This is a genomic window from Vibrio sp. B172a, assembly GCF_030248355.1.
Classification (GTDB): Bacteria; Pseudomonadota; Gammaproteobacteria; order Enterobacterales; family Vibrionaceae; genus Vibrio; species Vibrio owensii.
Window position 1 is genome coordinate 165,787 of record NZ_JAHGAC010000002.1, and the last position, 19,725, is coordinate 185,511.

Below are 19,725 nucleotides of genomic sequence, written 5' to 3' on the forward strand. Positions count from 1 at the left end.
CCAAAATCAATAGGCTCGTGTTAGAGACTTTGCTATTAATTGATGAGTGATTTTATTTACATTCTAAGGTAACGCCATGATCGATTTCGAAAACTCATCGATATTCAAACTCAAGCCAATTGAAACTTCAAAGGTGCGTGATGATTTCCACAAATTCTTAATTGACGGAGAGAGTATTTTCGCTGGCTTCAAAACGGTGCGTGACCAAGTGGTGTTCACCAATAAGCGCGTTATCGCAGCCAACGTGCAAGGGATTACAGGGTCAAAAGTGGACTACACTTCTCTGCCATACAGCAAGATTAATGCATTCTCGATTGAAACCTCAGGCACGCTAGATCTGGACTGTGAGATTGAATTGTTCCTCAGTGAAGTAGGGCGAGTGCGCTTTGAGATCAGAGGCTCATTCGACTTGGTTTCTTTCAACAAAATGATCAGCGAACGCGTACTGGCTTAAACATCAGCCCAGAAACGAAAAGGAACGCCAAAGACAAGGAGTCAACGTGGCCAAACAAATGGTATCGAAAGAGAAGCACAGCAAACCGAGCTCAACATTTTTGGCAATATTAGGGTTCACGGCGGGTGTGCTCTTTTATTTGATGATTCGGTAGTCTGATACAGAACACTTCAAAGCCCATCTATCACTTTCAAAGGAAGCTATTATTGCTTCCTTTTTTCATTTCTTTCATATGGTTATCAGAGGGACGTTTGCTAAGTATTTGATGGTCAACACTACTATTACGATTCTCGTTGGAGCCATGATGGGATGGACGATGCTATGTTGGACATTTGGCGCTCTAAACTTTCAAAAGAAACATGCTGATACCCGTTTTCTTGTCTACTTGAATAAGGTCTTGTGGTACGTGCTTTTGATTGCACACCCGATCATCATTTACTGTTCTTGGAAGGCATGGCTGACATTTTCTGAGGCGCTGTTTCCTCTGTTGATTTGTCATGTGCTGTTTGGCGTCATTTTTGCCCGAGACGTCGGTACCGAATGATGCGTAACAATCACACCAAAAAGAAGAAATACAGAAAGCAGACGAACGCTAGTAGCGTTGCTGAAAGTACTGGGTAGATGATGTAAGAATCGTGGTTGCTGGTGCGCTGGTAGCAAAAAGAGACCAGCAAGATGTTATAGAGCACGAGCAACAAGCTAATCATGGTGCCGCTGTTGAGATTGAGGCTTGATAACTGAGTGAGAAAAAACGCCAGCAATAGGTAGTCGAAAATGATCAGCCAGAGAAAGGCTTTTTTAAGCGAGTCATTTTTTGATTTATTGGGCGCGGGTACGGGCATATCGAACTCAACTAAACAAATTTCAGCAATATTATCGTTGGGAATAAAAGGTCACGCAGAGGGTAGAAACTGGTGACCTTTTAGGGGGTTAGAGGTCTTGAATCTGAGCTTTTTGGTCGCTCGGTTCGACCGAGTAACGAATCACTTCTTGCCTAATGACGGGCTGATTAAATTCCGCTTGTTGCTTGGCTTTTTGTAACTCACTGCCTTCTTGATTGCCAAAGAAGGTTTCCAAAACTTGCGCCGCTGGCGTTGTCAGAATAAACAACTCGATTCGACGGTTTTCGCTAGAGTCAGGCTCTTCAGGGTTCAGTAGCGCCCGATCCGACATGCCCGTCACTTGCATGACGCGATCATCTGGCATGCCGCCTTCCACCAAGGTATTTCTTGCCACATCAGCACGAGAGGCAGATAACGCCCAGTTTGATTGTCGACCAAAACGCTTCTTGAACGGTGTCGAGTCAGTATGGCCACTGATGATCAACGGATTGCTGATGCGTTCAAACACGGGAGCAAGCGCAAGTAATAAGTCTTCAAAGAAAGGGGTCAACTCAGCGCCGCCACGGCTGAACATGTGCTGCTTGTAGTCATCTTGCAAAACAATGCGCAGACCTTGCGGTGTGATGGTGACATTAACGTTACCTTGCGCGCTGATTTGCCCGACGACTTCATCAATCACTTTAGCCAGCAGAGCAAGTTGCTCTTGGGTGTCGAAATTGCCCGGGATAAGTGAGTCTATCTCTGGGCCATCGCCGTCACCTTGAAAGAAAGAGCTGACGACATGGTTGGAGTTGTGTTTACTTGGCACAGAAGAGTCCTGTGCCAAGTCGATAGGAGAGATACTTTGTGAGGTATCGAAAGGGTTGCCGTAACTCTTATCAAAAACGCTCGAACTATGAAGGTGCGCCACAATGGCTTTGCGCTCTTCCTTGTCGACCACTTGCATGACCCAAAGGACAAGAAACAGCGCCATCAACGCGATCATGAAGTCGGCAAACGCGACCTTCCACGCGCCACCATGAAACTCGTCATGGTTATGTGCTTTCGCGCGTTTGAACACCACATGCTCTTGTTTTTGCATTATCCCTCCTGTTCAGCTAGCCACTTCTCCATTTGGTTGAAAGTTGGTTTGATGTCTAACTGAATGTGTTTACGGCCAGCGTCGATAGCGAGCAAGGTTGGCTTCTTCGCAACGTAAGCAACCAGAGTGGCGCGTACACATTCGAAAGCCGTCATGTTTCGTCTAACTCGTTGAGCCATGGCGTTACTGAGTGGATCTAAACAACAGTAACAACCGAAAATACCAATGAATGTACCAACAAGGGCGGCAGCAACGTGGTAACCAATCAACGCAATTGAGCCATCAATGGCTTGCATGGTGATGATGATGCCACCGACTGCCGCAAGAATACCGAACCCTGGAAGTGCCTCTGCCGTGCGCTGCATAGAGCGTGAAGGTAAAAGCATCTCGGTTTGAATCGCTTCGATTTCTTGTTCTAACAGTCCCTCTAATTCATGAGGCGACATTTGTCCCATTGCCATTAAACGTAAATTGTCGGTAATGAAAGAAATAAGGCGGTGATCGTTACTGACTTGTGGGTAAGCAAGGAAAATAGAGCTCTGCTCTGGTGATTCAATGTGAGAATCGAGAAACTTAAAGCCACGGCTGCGTGCGGTTTCAAGCAAGTTGTTCAGCAACGCCATCAGCTCCATGTAGTACTCGTACTCTTCACGTGGGCCAGAGATGGTCGCACGCACTTGTTGGCGCATTTCTTTTAGCACTTGTGGCGGGTTGCCGATGATCAGTGAGCCTGCTGCCGCACCGATGATGATCAAAAACTCGGCTGGCTGCCAAATTGCACCGAGGTTACCGCCTGCCCACATGTATCCGCCGAAGACACACATCAGGACGGTAATGGCTCCAAAAAACTTTTGCATCTTGTGACTCCTAAGAGGACATTAATTGGTTGAGTTGTTTAAGCGCTTGTTTGTGCAACTGACAGATGCGAGGTGGTGTCAGGTCGAGCACGAGCGCGATTTCATGGAGGTTGAGTTCGTGTTGATAGAACAAGGTGAGCAACAGCTGATCGCGCTTCGACATTTTGCCAAGTGCGGTGTCTAAGCTACGGCGAATATGTTCATGCTCCATACCATCGTATTGGCCGCCGAAGTGGCTGTCTCCACCTGTTTCCATCAGTTGGTCGAGGCTTTGCATTTCGCCTGCCAGCGCTGCATTTTGGCGGTTGTAGAAGTCTTGCTCGTCAGTACCAAGCGCTTTAATAATTTCAGCATCGGTCGGCATTCTGCCCAGTGCACGAGTGAGATCTCGGGTTACGTCGTTCAACTCATGCGCTTGTTGGCGGGTTTTACGAGAACGCCAATCTAGACGGCGAAGCTCGTCCAAAATCGCGCCACGAACACGACAAACAGCAAAAGCGGGGAAGTGTGGATCATCCACATCCCCATAACGACGTCCAGCTTCGACAAGCGCTATCAAACCAATTTGCTGCATGTCTTCAATACTGCAATGAGAGGTCGCGTGAACGCGCAGTTGGTTGACCACGCGTTTAACCATGACTTGATGACGTTGTAGCAAGGCGTTTTCATCAATCGGGCGAGACGGATCATTCACTTCCTCCGTCGCGGTATAACTTTCCTGTAAGTTCATCTCCAACATAGCTGTGCTCCGTTATTGCACAACGTATTTGGTCAGCAGAACATCATCGATATCGCGAACGATGTCGGTTTTTGCAAAGGCCAGCAGTAGGGTTTCCTTCACTTCGCTTTGCAGAATATCGATAGCGCCCGTTTGTTGTAGCTCATCAAAGGTTTTGTCACTGAACAGTTTTAACAGCGAGTTTTGTACCATTGGCATGTAGGCATCGATGTTCTTCATGCGTTCAGGACGGCGTGTTTCCACGGCAAGCTCAAGCATCACAAAGTGCGTCTGTTTTTTACCTTTGATGGTCAGAACTACTTTGTCTAATGGATGAAAGCTTGGGCCTTTCGTCGTCGGTTGCTCAGCAGTCAGGAAAGCCAACGGAGAATCTTCTAAGAAAGTGCTCACGCTCGACTCTGATGAAGAAGACTCCGAACTTTTGTTGAGGTACCAAATACCGCCTACCACTGTGGTAGCGGAAACGAGGGCACTGGTGATGATCATGGCGATAAACAGGGCGATCATTTGTTGTTTGGTCATAACCTTTTTCCTCGATGATTAATTAGGCTTGAGTGTTCAGCCAATGCTCTGAATAGTTTGTTGTTGTATGTGTTTGAAATGCGTTGGTTTCGCGCGCAGCGAAGATGTTCGCTTCTTCTGGAGCACCATCATGTGCTTGTCTTTCCTGACCTTGGTCCGAACCTACGTTGACATCTACATGCACAAAGTTTTGCTCTTGAAGTTCGGTGCGAAGGCGCTCAGACACTTGCATCAAGGCTTCACGAGTTGCGGCGGTATTGGCGTTGATTTGCACGCTCAAGCGGTCACCTTCCACGCGTACCAGCAAATCCAACTTGCCCAGTTCTGGTGGGTCGAGACGGATTTTGGCTTCTTGTAGGTTTTGCTGAGCCTGCAAAGTCACGCGGTCTTGCAGTACTTGCATCATCTGCTCGCCCCATCTACCAGAACTGGTATCCACGCGAACGGCCGCCCATTCCGCACCTTGAGCTTGAGTCGCTGCTAGTGGTGAGGTTGGGTTCGAATGCGGCGCTGTCCCTGTTGTTGTTTGCGCTTGTGAGCTGGCCGCTAGCACTTGCCCTTGAGCGGGTTGATTAAGCAGAGTTTGCAAGTCCGAAGCCGATACTTTCAGTGCGCTTGTTGTGCTGGCTTGAGGGGCGTTTGGGCTCTCTTGCACTGTGGCGTTAAGCATTGGGTTTGCTTGGTTTCCGACATTTGTACTTTGAGAAGCCTGACCTGCCGATACTTGCGCAAGCTGGTTGGTTTCGCCTTGCTTAAGCGCAATTTTGCTCATTCCTTGGATGAGGGCTTGCGCTTGAGTGGCGAGATCCGTGGTGGCAGGAACCGCACTCAGTAATACCTCATCTGAGCTGACTTCAGAGTTGAGTTCCTGTGTGTCAGCTTCTGGTGGGTTAGCTTGCGTCGGTAAGGCTTGCGCATTGAAACGAAACCCCGCCACCACAAGAGGTGCGTTGGTTTGGCCCTGTTGATTTGCCGAGGCAGCATCGGTTTGCGAAAAGCCTTGCTCTGAACGCGCTTGTGAGATTTTGCCTGCTGATGACGACTGAGAAGGCGCATTTGCAGGCACAGAATTGGTTACCATCATTGCGTTAGCTCCATCGTCATCGCGAGCTGATAAGCCATGGCACGTTCTTGTTGATCGTTCACCATATTCATCTCTTGTTTTAGCTCGCTGGTGGCTTTTTCCAATGCCGTGAACGCGCACGCATGCACGGCTTTTGCTCGCTGAATTTCCGGTGCGAGTTTCGGATCTTTCAAAAATGGCTTATGGCTGATCAGCAGTTCACGTAACTGCAAGTCGTAGCGTTTAAGCGCTTGCCAATCGGCCGTTTTAGTCGCGATTTGGATCAGTTTTGACAAGTGGCGAAATCGCTCTGGCGACACTTTATGCTTGCTGTCCAAAATTCATCCATCCTTCTCGTACGTTACCCATCACGCGCTCTACGTTGTCTAAACGTGCTGCGTCGTTCTGTGTGCTGGCGTAATACAACTCGATTTGGCAGAAGTCATAGAGCTGACGTAAGTTTTCCGCGATTTCGCCGCCGTTTTCGTCATCTAACGCACTGCTTAAGCCGATAAGGATGTTCATGCACTTGTTAATGCTGACGCCTTTTGCTTCTAGGCGGCTCGCGGCAAGGTGGCCACGAATACGCTCAATTTCATCGAGTAACCCATCGATCAACATGACGACGAGTTGGTGTGGGTTGGCTGATGCTGCTTGAGCATCAAGATCGACCTGTTGGTATGAGTCGTAGCCGGAATCCATTAGCATGAGTACTTCTCCTAAAGCCTTAACCAAACATCGACATGGTTTGGTTCATTTGCGTCATTAAGGTGTTCATTTGAGTAAACTGGGTGAGGTAGCGGTTGTACGACATCTCGTACTTACGCTGTAAAGAGGTTTGCTTGTCGTCAATTCGGTCTAAGTTGGCTTGCAGCGCATCTTTGCGAGAAGTGAACGTGCCTGTAGAGAACTTCAAGAACGGTTCTGCCATGTCATCGAGCGAGTCGAGCAGGGCCCCATCACCGTTAAACATGGTTTCTAGTGCGGCACTGTTGTTCTTCTGTGCTTCGGCAAACTTATCCTGATCGACTTTCATTTTTCCGTCACGATCAAGAGTGATGCCGACTTCACTCAATCGCATGCCACCATGCTCACCACGAACGAGTGCATTTAGCTGTGTGTCAATTGAACGCAACGTTGGATCACTGGCGAGCACACCACGGGCTTGGTCTTCACTGCCGATTTTGGTGTATTCATCTAAGGTCGAAACCAACGAGTTATAGGTATCGACAAACTTGGTGATTTGTTCTTTGGTGCCCTCGCTATCTGCGCCTACTTCCATTGAGATCGGCGCTTCTCCTGAGGTTTGTGCTTTGGTGACGGTAATATCGACGCCATCAATCACGCCTTCAAAAGTATTGCTTGAGTTGGTGAGTTGAAGACCAGTTCCTTCCGCGCCAAGCCAGATAACAGCATCTTGTGGTTTGCTGATTTCTGTCGTGTTGGTGAACGCATCTTCAAACCAAGCTTGCCCTGTTCCCGTCGCACTGACATTGATGGTGTTTGCCACGCCTGTCTCGGTACTAGAGAGCATGAAGTGTGTTTGCCCGTTTGAGCGAACAAGTGTGGCATTCACGCCTGGGTTATCAGGGTTGTTGTTGATTGCACTGATTAGGTCTGTCACGGTCGCTTTGCCATCGCCGTCGGTATCTACCGTCGACATATCTAACGTCATGGTTTCGCCGTTGATTGTGAACTCTAGAGTGCCGGTAGTCGGAACTTCTGTTGAGGCATCTAGATTTGCTGGCATGCCAGTAGAGATTTGGTGTGACGTTGCGACTTGTTCAACAAAGATCTGGTAGTTACCGACTAACGCGTTCGCATCGGCACTCGCGGTGAAAAAGCCATCTTGAGAGGTCGTTGCCGTATTCTTGATGATGCTGTTTGTGCTGCTGTTCATCTCGTTAACCGCAGTGCGGAACTCACGCAGTGCACTTTCCACCTTACCTAAAGCAGTAAGCTGCGCCTGGTATCGATCGGCTTGCAATTGGTAGCGCTGTTGAAATGGCTGAACATCTAACGTGGCGAACTGGGTTGCCATAGTAATTGGATCTAACGAACTCATGAGGTCGCTCCCTCTCTCATCTGTATTTGGCTTTTTTGTGCCAGTAATAAATACTCAATCGCAAGATGCGTGCCTGATGTTTATGTCTTTATAAAACAGTGCCTTACGATATTTTTTGTTAGTTGGGAGGAAGCGCTTTTTCCACCTTGTTGGTTCCGCTTTCCCCTTGATGGTTAAAGGGGTTTCCCAAATAAAACAGGCGACCAAAAAGGCTGAAAGATTTAATCCAATGGAGGAAAGAAAGAATAGGTATGGGGTTGTATGCATAACGAGCAGAATTCGGCGTTTACTGCTAAAGGATTCAGATTTTTCTGACCCTGTCTGAATGCAAAGGTTTGCTATCTTATGCCCTTGCAATTTTTGTGGTTGCTAACGTCTGGCTATTCCCCCCAATTCGACTAAAAAGAACGACAGTAATGAATGAATTTGTTTTACGACTGATGAAGTGTGCCCGTGCGTATGAGGCTTTCATTGGCACTAAACTACGCAGTAAACAGAACATTAATGCCGAAGAACTGGCGAACATCCGCATAGAAGCGATCTCTCGATTCCCAGAACTCAAAGCGTATCAACCTCATCGAGGAGTAGAGTCTGCCGAGTTGGAGCTGTTCAACAAGGTTTTGCACAACACCATGCTGAAAGCCGGTTTCCGTATTCCTGCTAGCCACACTAACGAAGCTACTTCCATCTACATCCGTCGCTAGAATTCTTTTCCAAACGCTTTTTTGCAGACAAAGAAAAAGCCTCCCGGATGAAGGGGAGGCTTTGAGCTTTCGGACGAACTAAATTTTGCGCGTTGTTAGCGAATAGAAAGGTTCTATTAACGCAGTAGCGACATTGCCATGCCTGGCAGCTGGTTAGTTTGAGAAAGAACCGTTGTCCCTGCTTGCATTAGCATTTGGTTCTTAGTCATGTTTGAAGATTCAACTGCAAAGTCTGCGTCAGTGATGCGGCCTTTCGCTGCAGATGTGTTCTCAACCATGTTGCTTAGGTTCACTACTGTGTGGTCTAGGCGGTTGATTGTTGCACCCATACCTGCACGAGCTGCGCCCACTTCGTCGATTGCTGTTTGGATTTCACCCATAGCCGTTTTTGCGTTTGCTTGGTCTGCTGCAACGTCTGCGCCGCCGCTGAAGTTAGTGAAACCAGTAGTAAGAGTGTCAAACGCTGTACCAACTGCACCGTCAACTGTTGTTGCTAGGCTTAGTGTCTCTGCACCTGAAGCTCCGATTTGAAGAGTAAGACCGCCGCCTTTAACACCACCAGTCGCAAACAAAGCGTCGCCAGCAAATTTAGTGTTAGTCATGATGCTGTTTAGCTCTGTTTCAAGCTCTGCAAACTCTTTATCAAGTGCAGTTTGGTCTGCTTGAGAGTTAGTACCGTTCGCTGCTTGTGTTGCTAGGTCGTTCATGCGGTAAAGAATGTTAGTTGCTTCATCGAAAGCACCTTCCGCTGTTTGCAGCATAGACATACCGTCTTGTGCGTTACGCATTGCAACGTTCATACCACGTGATTGAGTTTCTAGACGGTTCGCGATTTGTAGACCTGCAGCGTCATCAGCTGCTGAGTTGATGCGGTAACCCGTGCTTAGACGCTCCATCGCAGTGTTAAGCATGTTGTTTGTATTGCTTAGCGTGTTTTGAGTAACCAGCGAAGCGTAGTTAGTGTGCATTGATAGAGCCATAATCTGTTCTCCTTGATTGTTCAATGTGGGACTATCGCCCCGCTCACTAACTAGAGGCGGTCGGTTGGTTTTAATGATTAATTGGAAATTTAAAAATTTTTTCGAAATCGCCTAATTTGATGATTTTTGGTGACATCTATTCCAGAAAATCCGCATTTTAAGGCTGTTCAAACATAAAAAAGGGCGAGTTCTTATTGCTGAACTCGCCCTTTATCGTCACCCTTGTTTATTCATCGTCGAACGATTTAAACGACAATGAAGTGGGAATATCACTGAAATAGCCAAAGTAATAACTCGCACCAAGTAAGCGGTAGCGGTTGAGTTCATTTTGGCTTGCGACTCTTCCGGCTACCCAAGGAAATTGGTTACGACGCAGGAAGCGAGCTATAGGTAGGAACGCGTGTTGATCTTGTTTGTTTTCCATGGTGACGGACAGCTTGATCATGTCGGGTTCAAACTCAGCGATGCGCTCGAAGTGTGCTTGGCTGGTCGCGATTTCAAACCATAAGGCATACGCGTTGTCTTTCAGTTGTTCAACCAAAGTGGTGACTCGTTCGTGCAGGCACAGGGTTTCATCGGCCTGCAACGAGGGCACCACATGCTGAAATGCCGCCTTGTGGAACTGAATCATTTGATTCAAAAAATAGCCGCCTGCCTGCCACAACAAAGCGTCAACACGAATGGGCACGACGACATTGCTGATAAGGTTGGGATGAAAGGTCTCAAGTTGGAACTGTGTTTGGCGCAGCGCTAAATACAAGCTGTATAAGTCTAAGCAATATTGCATTTGCTCTGACAATTCAAACTGATAGACACTCTGCTCCCCACGTAGGCCAAAGCGTAGAGTGAGGTGTTGGTATTCCACCTCGCCAGTTTTAGTTTCACGGATGGCCTGACAGGCGTGTTGAATGTCATTGTGTTTAAGTGCATCAAACACCAGTTGGTCGTCGTCCGTGACAATGTGTTGCAGTGCGAGATCGCACAAATAGTCGTACATCGCTTTCGTTGAGATGAGATTAACCAAGGTTTCCTACCACGTTGATCTGTTTGTTTTCTGGAATTTCATTGTAAGACAGTACCGCCAATCCTTGGGTAAAGGTACGCGCATATCGTGCCAGCAATGGGCGCAGCTGAGGCATGACCAATAAGATTGGCGGCAGCCCTTGTTGCTTCAATTGCTGACGAATCAAAGGCAAGTTCTGTTGGAACTGGCTAAGAATGTTTGGCTCAATTGGGAAGCTATCGAGCATGACGGCGCCTGCGGCTTGTGCTTGTTGTAACGACGTCATTAGCATCTGTTCAAGTTCATCAGACAAGGCGTAGACGTTCAGTTCGTTTTTCTGCCCAGCAACTAAGTTAACCAAGGTTCGCTTAAGTGCGCAGCGTACATCTGCCGCGAGCAAAATCGGATCTTTGGTGTTTTCCGAAGATTCCAGCATGGTGTTAGCGATGGTGCGGATGTCTTTCAGTGGCACTTGGTCGAGCAGAAGCTGACGGTAAACCTTAAGTTGCTGTGCTGGGGTCAGTGCCGCGGCTAGGGCTTCGGCCAATTTTGGCGCTTGTGCTGTGAGACGTTGAGTCATGGCTTCAACATCGTCATGAGTAAACAATTCAGCCAAATTGGTTTTCATGATTTTGCTGATGTGTGTGGCGATAACCGTGCCATCATCAACCACTTGGTAGCCCATGTTCAGCGCTTTCGCTTTATCTTGATGCTCAATCCAAACTGCAGGCAATTGGTAGGCTGGGTCACTGCCTAGAATGCCATCCACTTCGCCATAGGTTTCACCCACAGCTATCGCCATCAAACGTTCTGGCTCGATAAAGCCTTGCTCAATCACTTCGCCGTTCAGAGCAATGGTGTATTGGTTCGGCTTTAAACTTAGGTTGTCGCGGATACGCACTTCCGGCAGTAGAAAGCCCACTTGTTCGGAGAGATTACGACGAACACCGCGAATACGCTGCGCCAAAGGTGCGCCTTGCTCTTTGTTAACCAAGTGAACTAAGCGGTAACCCAACGCCAGAGACAGGGTATGGACATGAGGAATATCGTCCCAAGTAAGTGCGGTTTCTTCTTCCTGCATCGCATGAGAGAGTGCTTCTACTTGGTCGATTTGCGTATCTTGCACCGGCTTTTTGCTCTGTCGCCAACCTGCAAATGCCAATACTGCTGCAAAGGTGAAGAATGCGAGATGAGGCATTCCCGGAACCATACCAATAACAGCCATGATAGCCGCCACGGTAAACAAGGTAGCTGGTGTTGCAAGCAGCTGCTTGTGCATGGTTTCCGACATGCCGTTATCGCTGTCGTTAATACGTGTCACGATAATCGCGGCAGCGGTAGCAAGCAACAGTGATGGAATTTGAGCAACTAAGCCGTCACCGATAGTCAGTAGGGCATAAGTCTTGAAGGCTTCTGATGCAGGCAATCCGTGCTCGAATACACCAATGCTGATACCACCAATGATGTTGATGAAAAGAATCAGCAAGCCGGCAACCGCATCACCGCGCACAAACTTGGACGCACCATCCATTGAACCGTGGAAGTCCGCTTCGTTCGCCACTTCTTTGCGGCGTTGACGGGCAGTTTCTTGGTCAATCAAGCCTGCGTTTAAGTCGGCATCGATGGCCATTTGTTTGCCCGGTAGCGCATCCAGAGTAAAGCGTGCTGATACTTCAGAAATACGTTCGCCACCTTTGGTGATCACGACAAAGTTAATGATCATCAAGATGATGAACACCACCATACCGACCACGTAGTTTCCGCCGATCACCACTTCACCGAAGGCTTGAATCACCTTACCAGCCGCATCGCCGCCGTTGTGGCCTTCAAGCAATACGATACGCGTTGAAGCTACGTTCAGAGTAAGACGCAGCAAGGTCGCGACCAACAGAATGGTTGGGAAAATCGAAAAGTCGAGTGGTCGCTTTGCTGTGGTGCTGACCAACAATACCAAGATCGCTAATACGATATTGAAGGTGAACAGCGCATCCAATAGCAAGGGTGGCAAAGGCAAGATGACCATCGCCAGTACCATCAACAAGACGATTGGAATGCCAATGTAGCCTTTGGTGGAAGTTTGAAGTTGTTTTAACCGGTTAAACATACTCTGGTGTCCTTGGGTAAACGCGGGTTAATCAGTGTTGCAAATGCTTTGGAATTGAAAAATGAGGCAAAGGCGTTGGCTCTTTTCCATCCCCTTTACGGAAGGCTTTCAATTGCAAAACGTAAGTCAGAATGTGTGCCACGGCGATGTAGAGCTGGCTTGGTATGGCTTGCTCAATCGCCGTGGTGTGATAAATCGAACGAGTCAGCGGCGGCGAGTTGATGATCTCGACTTTGTTCTCGCGTGCGATGCGTTGAATGTGCATGGCGGTTTCATCGACGCCTTTTGCCACGACAAATGGTGCATCAGATAGCGATGGCTCGTATTTCAATGCAACGGCGTAGTGGGTCGGGTTGGTGATCACCACGTCTGCGGTGGGCACCATCTTGTCGATTTTACGTCGTGCGAACTGCTGCTGAATTTGGCGAATACGCTGCTTAACTTCAGGTCGACCTTCGTTGTTCTTAAATTCTTCTTTCAACTCTTGTTTGGTCATTCGCAGCTCTTTAAGGTGCTCCCAACGTTGATAAGGAATATCAATCACCCCGAACAACAACAGGGCAAAGCCCATCAACAGCAGACCTTCAAACAGAATCGACATGATCAGTGAGAAGCCTTGGCTGAGTGGTAAGTTTTGCATGCCAAGCAGTGGCTGAAGATGGTTGTCTAGGTAGCCATAAAGAATGCCGAAGATGACTAATACTTTGACGGTGGATTTAACCAACTCCACCACTGAGCGAGTGGAGAAAATACGTTTAATGCCTGAGATAGGATTGAGCTTACTCAGTTTCGGTAGCACGTTCGCTGGACGGAACATCCAGCCGCCTAACACCATGCTGCTGCCAAAGGTGACAATGATGATGACCGTGAAGAGAGGCAAGAGCATCTCAATGATCACCGCCAAGCTCTGACCAAGATGCTCCACCAATTGTTTTGGGTTTTCTAAATCTGCTTTGGTCAGGGTCATGTTGTAACGGAATACGCCCGACATGCTCTCCCAAATGCTATTGAGCTGGGAATAGAAAAACATCGCAACGGCTAAGAAGATAACCGCGGTAGTGAATTCTTTTGCACGAGGGATTTGCCCTTCTTGGCGGGCTTTTTTCACCTTCTGGGGGGAGGCTTTCTCGGTTTTGTCTTGAGACGACTGTTCGCTCATGCGCCCCCCAACATAAAGTTATTTAAGAAACGAATGGTGTCGTGAACTAACGCGGTATAGCGACTAGGCACGCCAGAAACAGAGATCAACACGCTGAACAAACCTAACAGCATGGTCATCGGGAAGCCCAGTGCATAAACGTTTAGAGAGGGCGCGGCTCGGTTCATTACACCAAAGCTGATGTTGGCGAGCAACATGGAAACGATAGCTGGCAATGCGAGAGCCAACGCAGAAGCAAACATCCACCCAAAGATATTCACGACGCCTTGCAAAGACAGGGCGGTGATACCCGAGCCCACCGGCCAAACGACAAAGCTTTGAATGACGATGTCGATAACCAGTAAATGCCCTTCAAGCGCAAGAAACAGCAGAGTAGAAAAGATAAGGAACATGCGACCGAGAATTGCCACGGACAAGCCGTTAACCGGATCGTTCATCACGGCCATACCCAAGCCCATTTGTAATGAAATCGTCTGGCCGAGCATGGTGAAAACGTTGAATAACATGTGCAGGATTAAGCCGAACATCAGACCCCAGATCGCTTGCTCGAACGCTAAGAAAAGCGAGGTCATTGAGAACAGTTCGACTTCTGGCATCGGTGGCATTAGCGGTGCGGTGATCACCACAATCGAGAGGGCAAGTAAGCTACGAACCCAGACTGGAATCAACGCGTCACCAAAAAATGGCATGGAAATGAACACGGCTCCGACGCGAAAAAATGGCCACCAAAGCTGACCTAGAATCACGGACAGTTCCGCAAACGTGATCGCCATTAGCCGATCATCCCCGGAATGTTGTGGAACAAGAAGTCAAACAGCTCCATGATTTTTCGCAGCATCCAGTGACCTGCAAAAATCACCATTAGCAGCGTGACCAACAAACGTGGTAGGAAGCTTAGCGTTTGCTCGTTAATTTGCGTAGCAGCCTGGAATACAGCAATACACAGGCCGACAATCAAACCCGGTACGACCAAAACGGCCACCATCAAGATGATCAGCCAAACGGCATCAGAAAATAGGGTAACGGTGAGTTCCGGTGTCATGATGCGCTCCCACTACCCAAAGCTGGCGGATAGTGTGCCGACCGTCATTGCCCAACCGTCGACCAGAACAAAAACCACCAATTTGAACGGCAGAGAAATGATCAGGGGTGACAGCATCATCATACCCATTGCCATCAATACGCTGGCGACGACAAGGTCGATGATCAGGAACGGGATAAACAGCATGAAGCCGATTTGAAACGCGGTTTTCAGCTCACTGATGACAAAAGCCGGCAACACGACCGCAAACGAAATGTCTTCCACATTTTGGTCGATAGGCTCGTTGGCAATGCGTAACATTTGCTCCAGCGAGCTTTGGTGGGTTTGTGCCAACATAAAGTTTCGCACTGGCTTTTCGGCCACCGAAAACGCCTGCATCAAGGTGATCTCGCCATTGTCATAAGGCTTAAAAGCATTGTCGTGAATATCGGTCCAAACAGGGCGCATGATCAGTAACGTCAATGCCAGTGCAATGCCGACCAAAACACGGTTTGGCGGACTTTGTTGGAGACCTAATGCCTGACGCAGAATCGCCAAAACCACGATAATGCGCGTGAAGCTGGTGGCCATGAGGATGAACGCTGGCAAGAAGCTGAGCGCCGTCATCAACAACAAAATCTGCAGCTTAACGCTGTACTCTTGCTGCGTGTCCCCGTCGGAAACGGATAAGATGGTTAAACCGTTGTCAGCAGCCATGGTTGGAAGCGTAAACAATAGCAAACCAAGCAATGCAATCACCAGCAAAGGCAATCGACGCTGACTGGCACCCAGAACATTCATCGCACAACCCACCTGAAACTATCGACCTACGCTGTTAAGCGCAGAATCATGAACGTTGATCAGGCGCAGGCCATATTTGTCGTTAATGACCACGACTTCCGCTTGCCCCATTAGGGAACCATTTACTTTTACATCAAGCGGTTCGCCATTGAGCTTGTCCAGTTCAATCACGGTCCCTTCACCGGCTTTCATCAAGTCACCCAAAGGAATTTCTTTGCTCGCCACCTCAAGTGTCACGGTAACCGGGATGCTTTTGAAGAAACTCAAATCGCGCTCAGCAACGGGCTCAGGAGCGAAAGCTTGTTCGGTTTCGAAATCTTCTAATTGAAAATCGTCAAAGTTTAATTCATCGGCGTCGAATGCTTGGTTCTCTTGCGCTTCGCTCATCGCTGCGATTCCTTATCTGGGTTAAAGATCAATACAAGCTGACCGTCTTGTTCTGCAACACGACCAGAGAAAAGAGTTTGGTTACCAATGCTCACTGGCACGGTATTGAGAAGTTCGATTGGCAAAATATCGTCTGGCTGCAATCCAACCACATCACTCAGTGCCATGGTTTTCTTGCTCAAAACGACGTTAAGACGTACAGGGGTTGACTCTAACGAGCGACAAAACGGTTGATACAAATCGGCATCGTTATGAAGGGCTAGCTGCTCAATCAAGGTTTGAATCATGGTGCTATCAAGCTTGAGATGAATGGCACCTTGGAAATCTTCAAACGCGATTGAAAGCTCAGCATGCAGACCGATGCCTCGTGGCGTTTCGTATTCGCAGGGTTGCCACATTTCTTGCGGCGCTAGCCAGTTGATGATGATTCGACTGATACGCTCTTGAAGGCGCAGGTCACTCGCGGTCAAGCTAGTCGAAGTACGCTCTGTTGCCGCACCGTAAAAACGGTCAGCCAGTTTGATTAATGCTTGTGCGTCTCCGTGGATATACGCCATGCCACCATCTTGATGCTGATAAGTGGAGGTTTGGTCTTTATCCAATAACGTTGGTGAGAATCTGTGTAGCTCTACTGCAACTAAATTCGCTTCGATTTTGTTGGTGCTGAGCCAATTTTGTAATTCATTGGTTAGGCTTGAACAAGATTCTGAAATCAAACTTTCGAGCTTTTCACGAATGATATGAATAGGTTTGCCTAGCAACTCTACATCAAGCAATTTGATGTCGGAAATAGGCTCGTTAACTCTGCTTTCCATTTATATTTTACCGTGCGTTAACAAACGAAACTGTTTTAACTTAATTGCGGACAGTCTACACAGACTTTTTTATGATCCTTTAGTTTCAACTTTAAAGATTGTGACTTTAGTTCACATGTTGATTTGAAGCTAACCATAGGTACTTTTAATAAAAATTAAAAAGAGTTAGTTTTGACTTATAAAAGAGTTAATAAAAAATTATAACAATTATTAGCTAAGTTGTTGTTAATTCGGTCAGTTTATGCTGATAGGGAAAACGGCATCTTTTTCAATTTGAGCTTTGTAACTCATTGTTTTGTTGGTCTAAAAAAGTCTTTTGACGAATGCTTCTCTAAGCTGTATGAACGATTAATGACCACTTTTAATATTTCAGAATAGGGAATTAATATGATTACCTATGCCAAATTTTTTCATCCAATGGCATATTTAATTAAACCTTCAATGTCAGGGTTGTGTGATAAATACCTGCGAAGAAGAGGTTTGATAATATTTTCTAAAGTAATCCTATTAGCTGGTTTAACTTCACCTAATTTTGCATTGGCAGGTGAAAAAATCACCATACCCATGGACCTTTCTACTTGGCTATATAAAGGAAATAAATTTGAGTGCAACTTAATGCATTCAAATATTCCGCAGGGGAAGTTTTATTTCCTAGCGGAACCAAATAACCAAGTTACATTTATTGCTGACGTTCACAATAACAACAATAAATGGAATAACGTTTTATTGTTTAGTGAGAGCGCTCCTTGGGAAAAAGAGCTTTTAAGGAAAGAAGAGGCTTCTCTTGCATTAACAACAGCAACGAATCAGTTTGCTTTCACGCATGGGACGGAGTCTCTACTTAAAGCCATTACTTCCGGAAGTTGGGTTACGCTGTCACTAAGCGGAAAGAATGATTCCGCCATCAGTGGTGTCACCTTACCAACCATTCAAATTCAAAATGTGTTGGCATCATTCAATCAATGTCGAGCGCAGTTGCCGAAGTTGTCGTACTCCCAAGCTCGTGATGTGAACTTGCCATTCCAGTTTGGCCAAAAAACATTGAGTCGCAGCCAGCAAAGCACTATCGCAGCGTTATACAGCTACATTTCTGTGGATGACCGCGTCACCAAAATTCTGGTTGATGGTCATACCGACAATGTTGGCTCTCAATTGGTGAACTTAACCGTATCTCGCCAGCGAGCTGAACAAGTTGCAGAAGCTCTGGTTCAACAAGGTGTTGACCGTTCATTGATTGAAGTTCGTGCTCATGGCTCGCGATACCCAATAGCAAGCAATAACACGCAAGCGGGACAAGCTAAAAACCGTCGTGTGACGTTGCGCCTTGTTCGAGACAACGAGCGTGTGGTTGCCAAAATCAACGTTGCTACCAACAACGCAGAAGCAAAACAACAAACCCAACAAGAGAAGGTAAAGGTTCAATGATGACGAAAACGGATATTTTGTTGGTTGAGCCAAATGAACACCTTGCTCAACCAGTGCTTGATGTACTTGGGAATGCTGGTTATTCCGCAAGACACAGCCGCACTGGTCGCAGTGCGCTATTGGAAGAGCGAGCTTGCATTACGTTGGTCAGCTCAAACTTACCAGACATGTGTGTGCGTGAGTTTGTCGCTTGTCATCAAAAGCAGCGCAATGCTGGCGTGGTGATTGCGATTGTTGACCAAGAGCAGGGCATTTTGGCGGCGGAGACGATGAAGTCGGGTGCGACGGATTACTTGCTTCGCCCATTTGAAACAAACCAATTGCTGAACTTGCTCAAGCGTGTAGAAGCGTTGGGCAAACCACTGGCAAACATCGTTGCCGAATCATGGCGCAGTAAACAAGTACTTCAACTCGCGCATCGCGCAGCGTGTACTAATGCTAGCGTGCTTATTACTGGTGAATCTGGCACGGGTAAGGAAGTGCTGGCGCGTTACGTTCATGAACAATCGCCTCGTGATGATGGCCCGTTTGTTGCCGTGAACTGTGCCGCTATTCCAGAATCAATGCTGGAGGCGGTGTTGTTTGGTCACGTGAAAGGGGCATTTACCGGAGCTACCAATTCGCAAAGTGGTAAGTTTGAAGAGGCTAATGGTGGCACGATTCTGCTCGATGAAATTGGTGAAATGTCACCAGCGGTTCAAGCAAAATTGTTACGTGTACTTCAAGAGCGCGAAGTAGAACGTGTTGGCAGCCACAAAGCGATTCAGTTGGATATCCGAGTGATCGCCGCGACCAACAAGGACTTGCGTGAAGAAGTGCAAAAAGGCACGTTCCGTGAAGATCTTTACTACCGCCTAGATGTGCTGCCATTGCATTGGCCGCCATTGCGTGAGCGCAAAGAAGACATCTTACCTATCAGCCAATTCTTTATTGAAAAATACCAAGATAGCAGCCGTTGTCATCTGTCCCAAGATGCCATTGCGGCGCTAAGCCAGTACCACTGGCCGGGCAATATTCGCGAACTCGAAAACGTCATTCAACGAGCACTTGTCATGCGCCATGGGGATTACATCACGGCTCATGATCTAATGCTGCCGATTGAATTGCTGACGCCAGTGCCTTCCGCTGAGCCCGTTTCAAGCTTTGGTCATGTCGAAGCGAAGAAGCAAGCCGAGTTCCAATTCATCCTAGATAAATTACGTCAGTTTGGTGGAAACCGAACCAAAACCGCCAACGCTTTGGGTGTGTCTACTCGAGCGTTACGTTACAAGCTTGCAGCAATGCGCGAACACGGTATTGATTTACAGTCGGCGCTTGGCTCGGCTGCCTAAAAGGAGAAAAGTAGATGGCAAGTCAACCAACTAATGCAGTCTCAGCAGAGCAGTTAATGCTGTCTAAAATGGAGGCGATGCGAACGCAAGCTCAGCCACCTGAATTTGTTGTGAGTGCAAACCCGTTAGATCAACAGACTTTGAATGCACCGATTTCTTTCTCACAAGCGATGACTAATGTGCTCGACACGGTCAATCAACATCAATCGGTAGCAAGCCAAAAAATGACCGCAGTTGAAACCGGCGCGAGTGACGATCTGGTCGGTGCGATGGTCGCCAGTCAAAAGGCGAGCCTTTCATTCAATGCTTTGATGCAAGTGCGCAACAAAGTGGTCATGTCCTTTGAAGATATCATGAAGATGCCGGTGTAAC

At 47.6% G+C, this 19,725-nt stretch carries 25 protein-coding genes; 6 read left to right on the forward strand and 19 right to left on the reverse strand.

The features are described from left to right. Positions 1-76: 76 nt before the first annotated feature. The gene (locus tag KIT90_RS03065; RefSeq protein ID WP_285375160.1) at positions 77-454 is read left to right on the forward strand and encodes a PH domain-containing protein; all 378 of its coding nucleotides are present in this window, start codon (positions 77-79) and stop codon (positions 452-454) included. Between the two features lie 265 nt (positions 455-719). Then, positions 720-998, forward strand: coding sequence for a hypothetical protein (locus tag KIT90_RS03070; RefSeq protein ID WP_078610217.1), 279 nt, complete (start codon positions 720-722; stop codon positions 996-998). Positions 999-1,008: 10 nt separating this feature from the next. On the opposite strand, the gene KIT90_RS03075 is transcribed toward KIT90_RS03070, so the two are convergent. The 9 genes from KIT90_RS03075 to fliD form a co-directional block, all read right to left on the reverse strand. Then, on the reverse strand, positions 1,009-1,296 hold the full coding sequence (locus KIT90_RS03075) for a hypothetical protein (RefSeq protein WP_005435947.1): 288 nt from the start codon (positions 1,294-1,296) through the stop codon (positions 1,009-1,011). 88 nt (positions 1,297-1,384) lie between these two features. Further along, positions 1,385-2,377 (reverse strand): flagellar motor protein MotB, encoded by a 993-nt coding sequence (locus KIT90_RS03080; protein ID WP_005435951.1) that lies wholly within the window; start codon positions 2,375-2,377, stop codon positions 1,385-1,387. Then, positions 2,377-3,234, reverse strand: a complete 858-nt coding sequence (gene motA, locus KIT90_RS03085) for a flagellar motor stator protein MotA (RefSeq protein ID WP_005435952.1) — start codon at positions 3,232-3,234, stop codon at positions 2,377-2,379. The genes KIT90_RS03080 and motA overlap by 1 nt, the downstream gene beginning before the upstream one ends. A 10-nt stretch (positions 3,235-3,244) precedes the next feature. Continuing rightward, entirely contained in the window at positions 3,245-3,973 is a 729-nt protein-coding gene (locus KIT90_RS03090) for a FliA/WhiG family RNA polymerase sigma factor (RefSeq protein ID WP_054824263.1), read from the reverse strand. 12 nt (positions 3,974-3,985) lie between these two features. Further along, entirely contained in the window at positions 3,986-4,495 is a 510-nt protein-coding gene (gene fliL, locus KIT90_RS03095; RefSeq protein ID WP_005435954.1) for a flagellar basal body-associated protein FliL, read from the reverse strand. 22 nt (positions 4,496-4,517) lie between these two features. Then, positions 4,518-5,579, reverse strand: coding sequence for a flagellar hook-length control protein FliK (locus KIT90_RS03100; RefSeq protein WP_285375176.1), 1,062 nt, complete (start codon positions 5,577-5,579; stop codon positions 4,518-4,520). Further along, positions 5,576-5,896: a hypothetical protein gene (locus KIT90_RS03105; protein WP_009705006.1), complete on the reverse strand. Its 321-nt coding sequence runs from the start codon at positions 5,894-5,896 to the stop codon at positions 5,576-5,578. The genes KIT90_RS03100 and KIT90_RS03105 overlap by 4 nt, the downstream gene beginning before the upstream one ends. Next, the gene (gene fliS / locus KIT90_RS03110; RefSeq protein WP_009705005.1) at positions 5,880-6,266 is read right to left on the reverse strand and encodes a flagellar export chaperone FliS; all 387 of its coding nucleotides are present in this window, start codon (positions 6,264-6,266) and stop codon (positions 5,880-5,882) included. Before fliS ends, KIT90_RS03105 begins: the two co-directional genes overlap by 17 nt. A gap of 19 nt (positions 6,267-6,285) precedes the next feature. Further along, positions 6,286-7,623, reverse strand: coding sequence for a flagellar filament capping protein FliD (gene fliD / locus KIT90_RS03115; protein WP_285375181.1), 1,338 nt, complete (start codon positions 7,621-7,623; stop codon positions 6,286-6,288). 416 nt (positions 7,624-8,039) lie between these two features. Here fliD and KIT90_RS03120 point away from each other — a divergent pair, with 416 nt between their 5' ends. Then, the gene (locus tag KIT90_RS03120; RefSeq protein ID WP_005435960.1) at positions 8,040-8,327 is read left to right on the forward strand and encodes a hypothetical protein; all 288 of its coding nucleotides are present in this window, start codon (positions 8,040-8,042) and stop codon (positions 8,325-8,327) included. A 116-nt stretch (positions 8,328-8,443) separates the two neighbouring features. On the opposite strand, the gene lafA is transcribed toward KIT90_RS03120, so the two are convergent. From lafA to KIT90_RS27880, 10 genes are all read right to left on the reverse strand, one after another. Then, positions 8,444-9,307: a lateral flagellin LafA gene (lafA, locus tag KIT90_RS03125; protein ID WP_054824261.1), complete on the reverse strand. Its 864-nt coding sequence runs from the start codon at positions 9,305-9,307 to the stop codon at positions 8,444-8,446. Between the two features lie 226 nt (positions 9,308-9,533). Continuing rightward, complete coding sequence (locus KIT90_RS03130; protein WP_285375185.1) at positions 9,534-10,331, reverse strand: EAL domain-containing protein; 798 nt, start codon at positions 10,329-10,331, stop codon at positions 9,534-9,536. Beyond that, entirely contained in the window at positions 10,324-12,414 is a 2,091-nt protein-coding gene (gene flhA, locus KIT90_RS03135) for a flagellar biosynthesis protein FlhA (RefSeq protein ID WP_041054026.1), read from the reverse strand. Before flhA ends, KIT90_RS03130 begins: the two co-directional genes overlap by 8 nt. A gap of 31 nt (positions 12,415-12,445) precedes the next feature. Beyond that, complete coding sequence (gene flhB / locus KIT90_RS03140; RefSeq protein ID WP_005435967.1) at positions 12,446-13,573, reverse strand: flagellar biosynthesis protein FlhB; 1,128 nt, start codon at positions 13,571-13,573, stop codon at positions 12,446-12,448. Continuing rightward, the gene (gene fliR, locus KIT90_RS03145) at positions 13,570-14,346 is read right to left on the reverse strand and encodes a flagellar biosynthetic protein FliR (protein WP_005435968.1); all 777 of its coding nucleotides are present in this window, start codon (positions 14,344-14,346) and stop codon (positions 13,570-13,572) included. Before fliR ends, flhB begins: the two co-directional genes overlap by 4 nt. Then, entirely contained in the window at positions 14,346-14,615 is a 270-nt protein-coding gene (fliQ, locus tag KIT90_RS03150; RefSeq protein WP_005375036.1) for a flagellar biosynthesis protein FliQ, read from the reverse strand. Before fliQ ends, fliR begins: the two co-directional genes overlap by 1 nt. Before the next feature lie 12 nt (positions 14,616-14,627). Then, positions 14,628-15,395 (reverse strand): flagellar type III secretion system pore protein FliP, encoded by a 768-nt coding sequence (gene fliP / locus KIT90_RS03155; protein WP_032802164.1) that lies wholly within the window; start codon positions 15,393-15,395, stop codon positions 14,628-14,630. A gap of 18 nt (positions 15,396-15,413) precedes the next feature. Continuing rightward, positions 15,414-15,782, reverse strand: a complete 369-nt coding sequence (gene fliN / locus KIT90_RS03160; RefSeq protein WP_005435977.1) for a flagellar motor switch protein FliN — start codon at positions 15,780-15,782, stop codon at positions 15,414-15,416. Further along, positions 15,779-16,597: a FliM/FliN family flagellar motor switch protein gene (locus KIT90_RS03165; RefSeq protein ID WP_009705000.1), complete on the reverse strand. Its 819-nt coding sequence runs from the start codon at positions 16,595-16,597 to the stop codon at positions 15,779-15,781. Before KIT90_RS03165 ends, fliN begins: the two co-directional genes overlap by 4 nt. 410 nt (positions 16,598-17,007) lie before the next feature. Next, a complete protein-coding gene (locus KIT90_RS27880) occupies positions 17,008-17,163 on the reverse strand; it encodes a hypothetical protein (RefSeq protein WP_285375346.1) in 156 nt (51 codons plus the stop codon). Here KIT90_RS27880 and KIT90_RS03175 point away from each other — a divergent pair. Genes KIT90_RS03175 through fliE form a run of 3 tightly spaced genes read left to right on the forward strand, consistent with a single transcriptional unit; the run spans position 17,099 to position 19,724 of the window. Next, on the forward strand, positions 17,099-18,022 hold the full coding sequence (locus KIT90_RS03175; RefSeq protein ID WP_285375338.1) for an OmpA family protein: 924 nt from the start codon (positions 17,099-17,101) through the stop codon (positions 18,020-18,022). The two genes, KIT90_RS27880 and KIT90_RS03175, sit on opposite strands and share 65 nt — an antisense overlap. Beyond that, positions 18,022-19,353, forward strand: coding sequence for a sigma-54 dependent transcriptional regulator (locus KIT90_RS03180; protein ID WP_009704998.1), 1,332 nt, complete (start codon positions 18,022-18,024; stop codon positions 19,351-19,353). The genes KIT90_RS03175 and KIT90_RS03180 overlap by 1 nt, the downstream gene beginning before the upstream one ends. A gap of 14 nt (positions 19,354-19,367) precedes the next feature. After that, positions 19,368-19,724, forward strand: coding sequence for a flagellar hook-basal body complex protein FliE (gene fliE, locus KIT90_RS03185; protein WP_005435984.1), 357 nt, complete (start codon positions 19,368-19,370; stop codon positions 19,722-19,724). Position 19,725 lies beyond the last annotated feature (1 nt).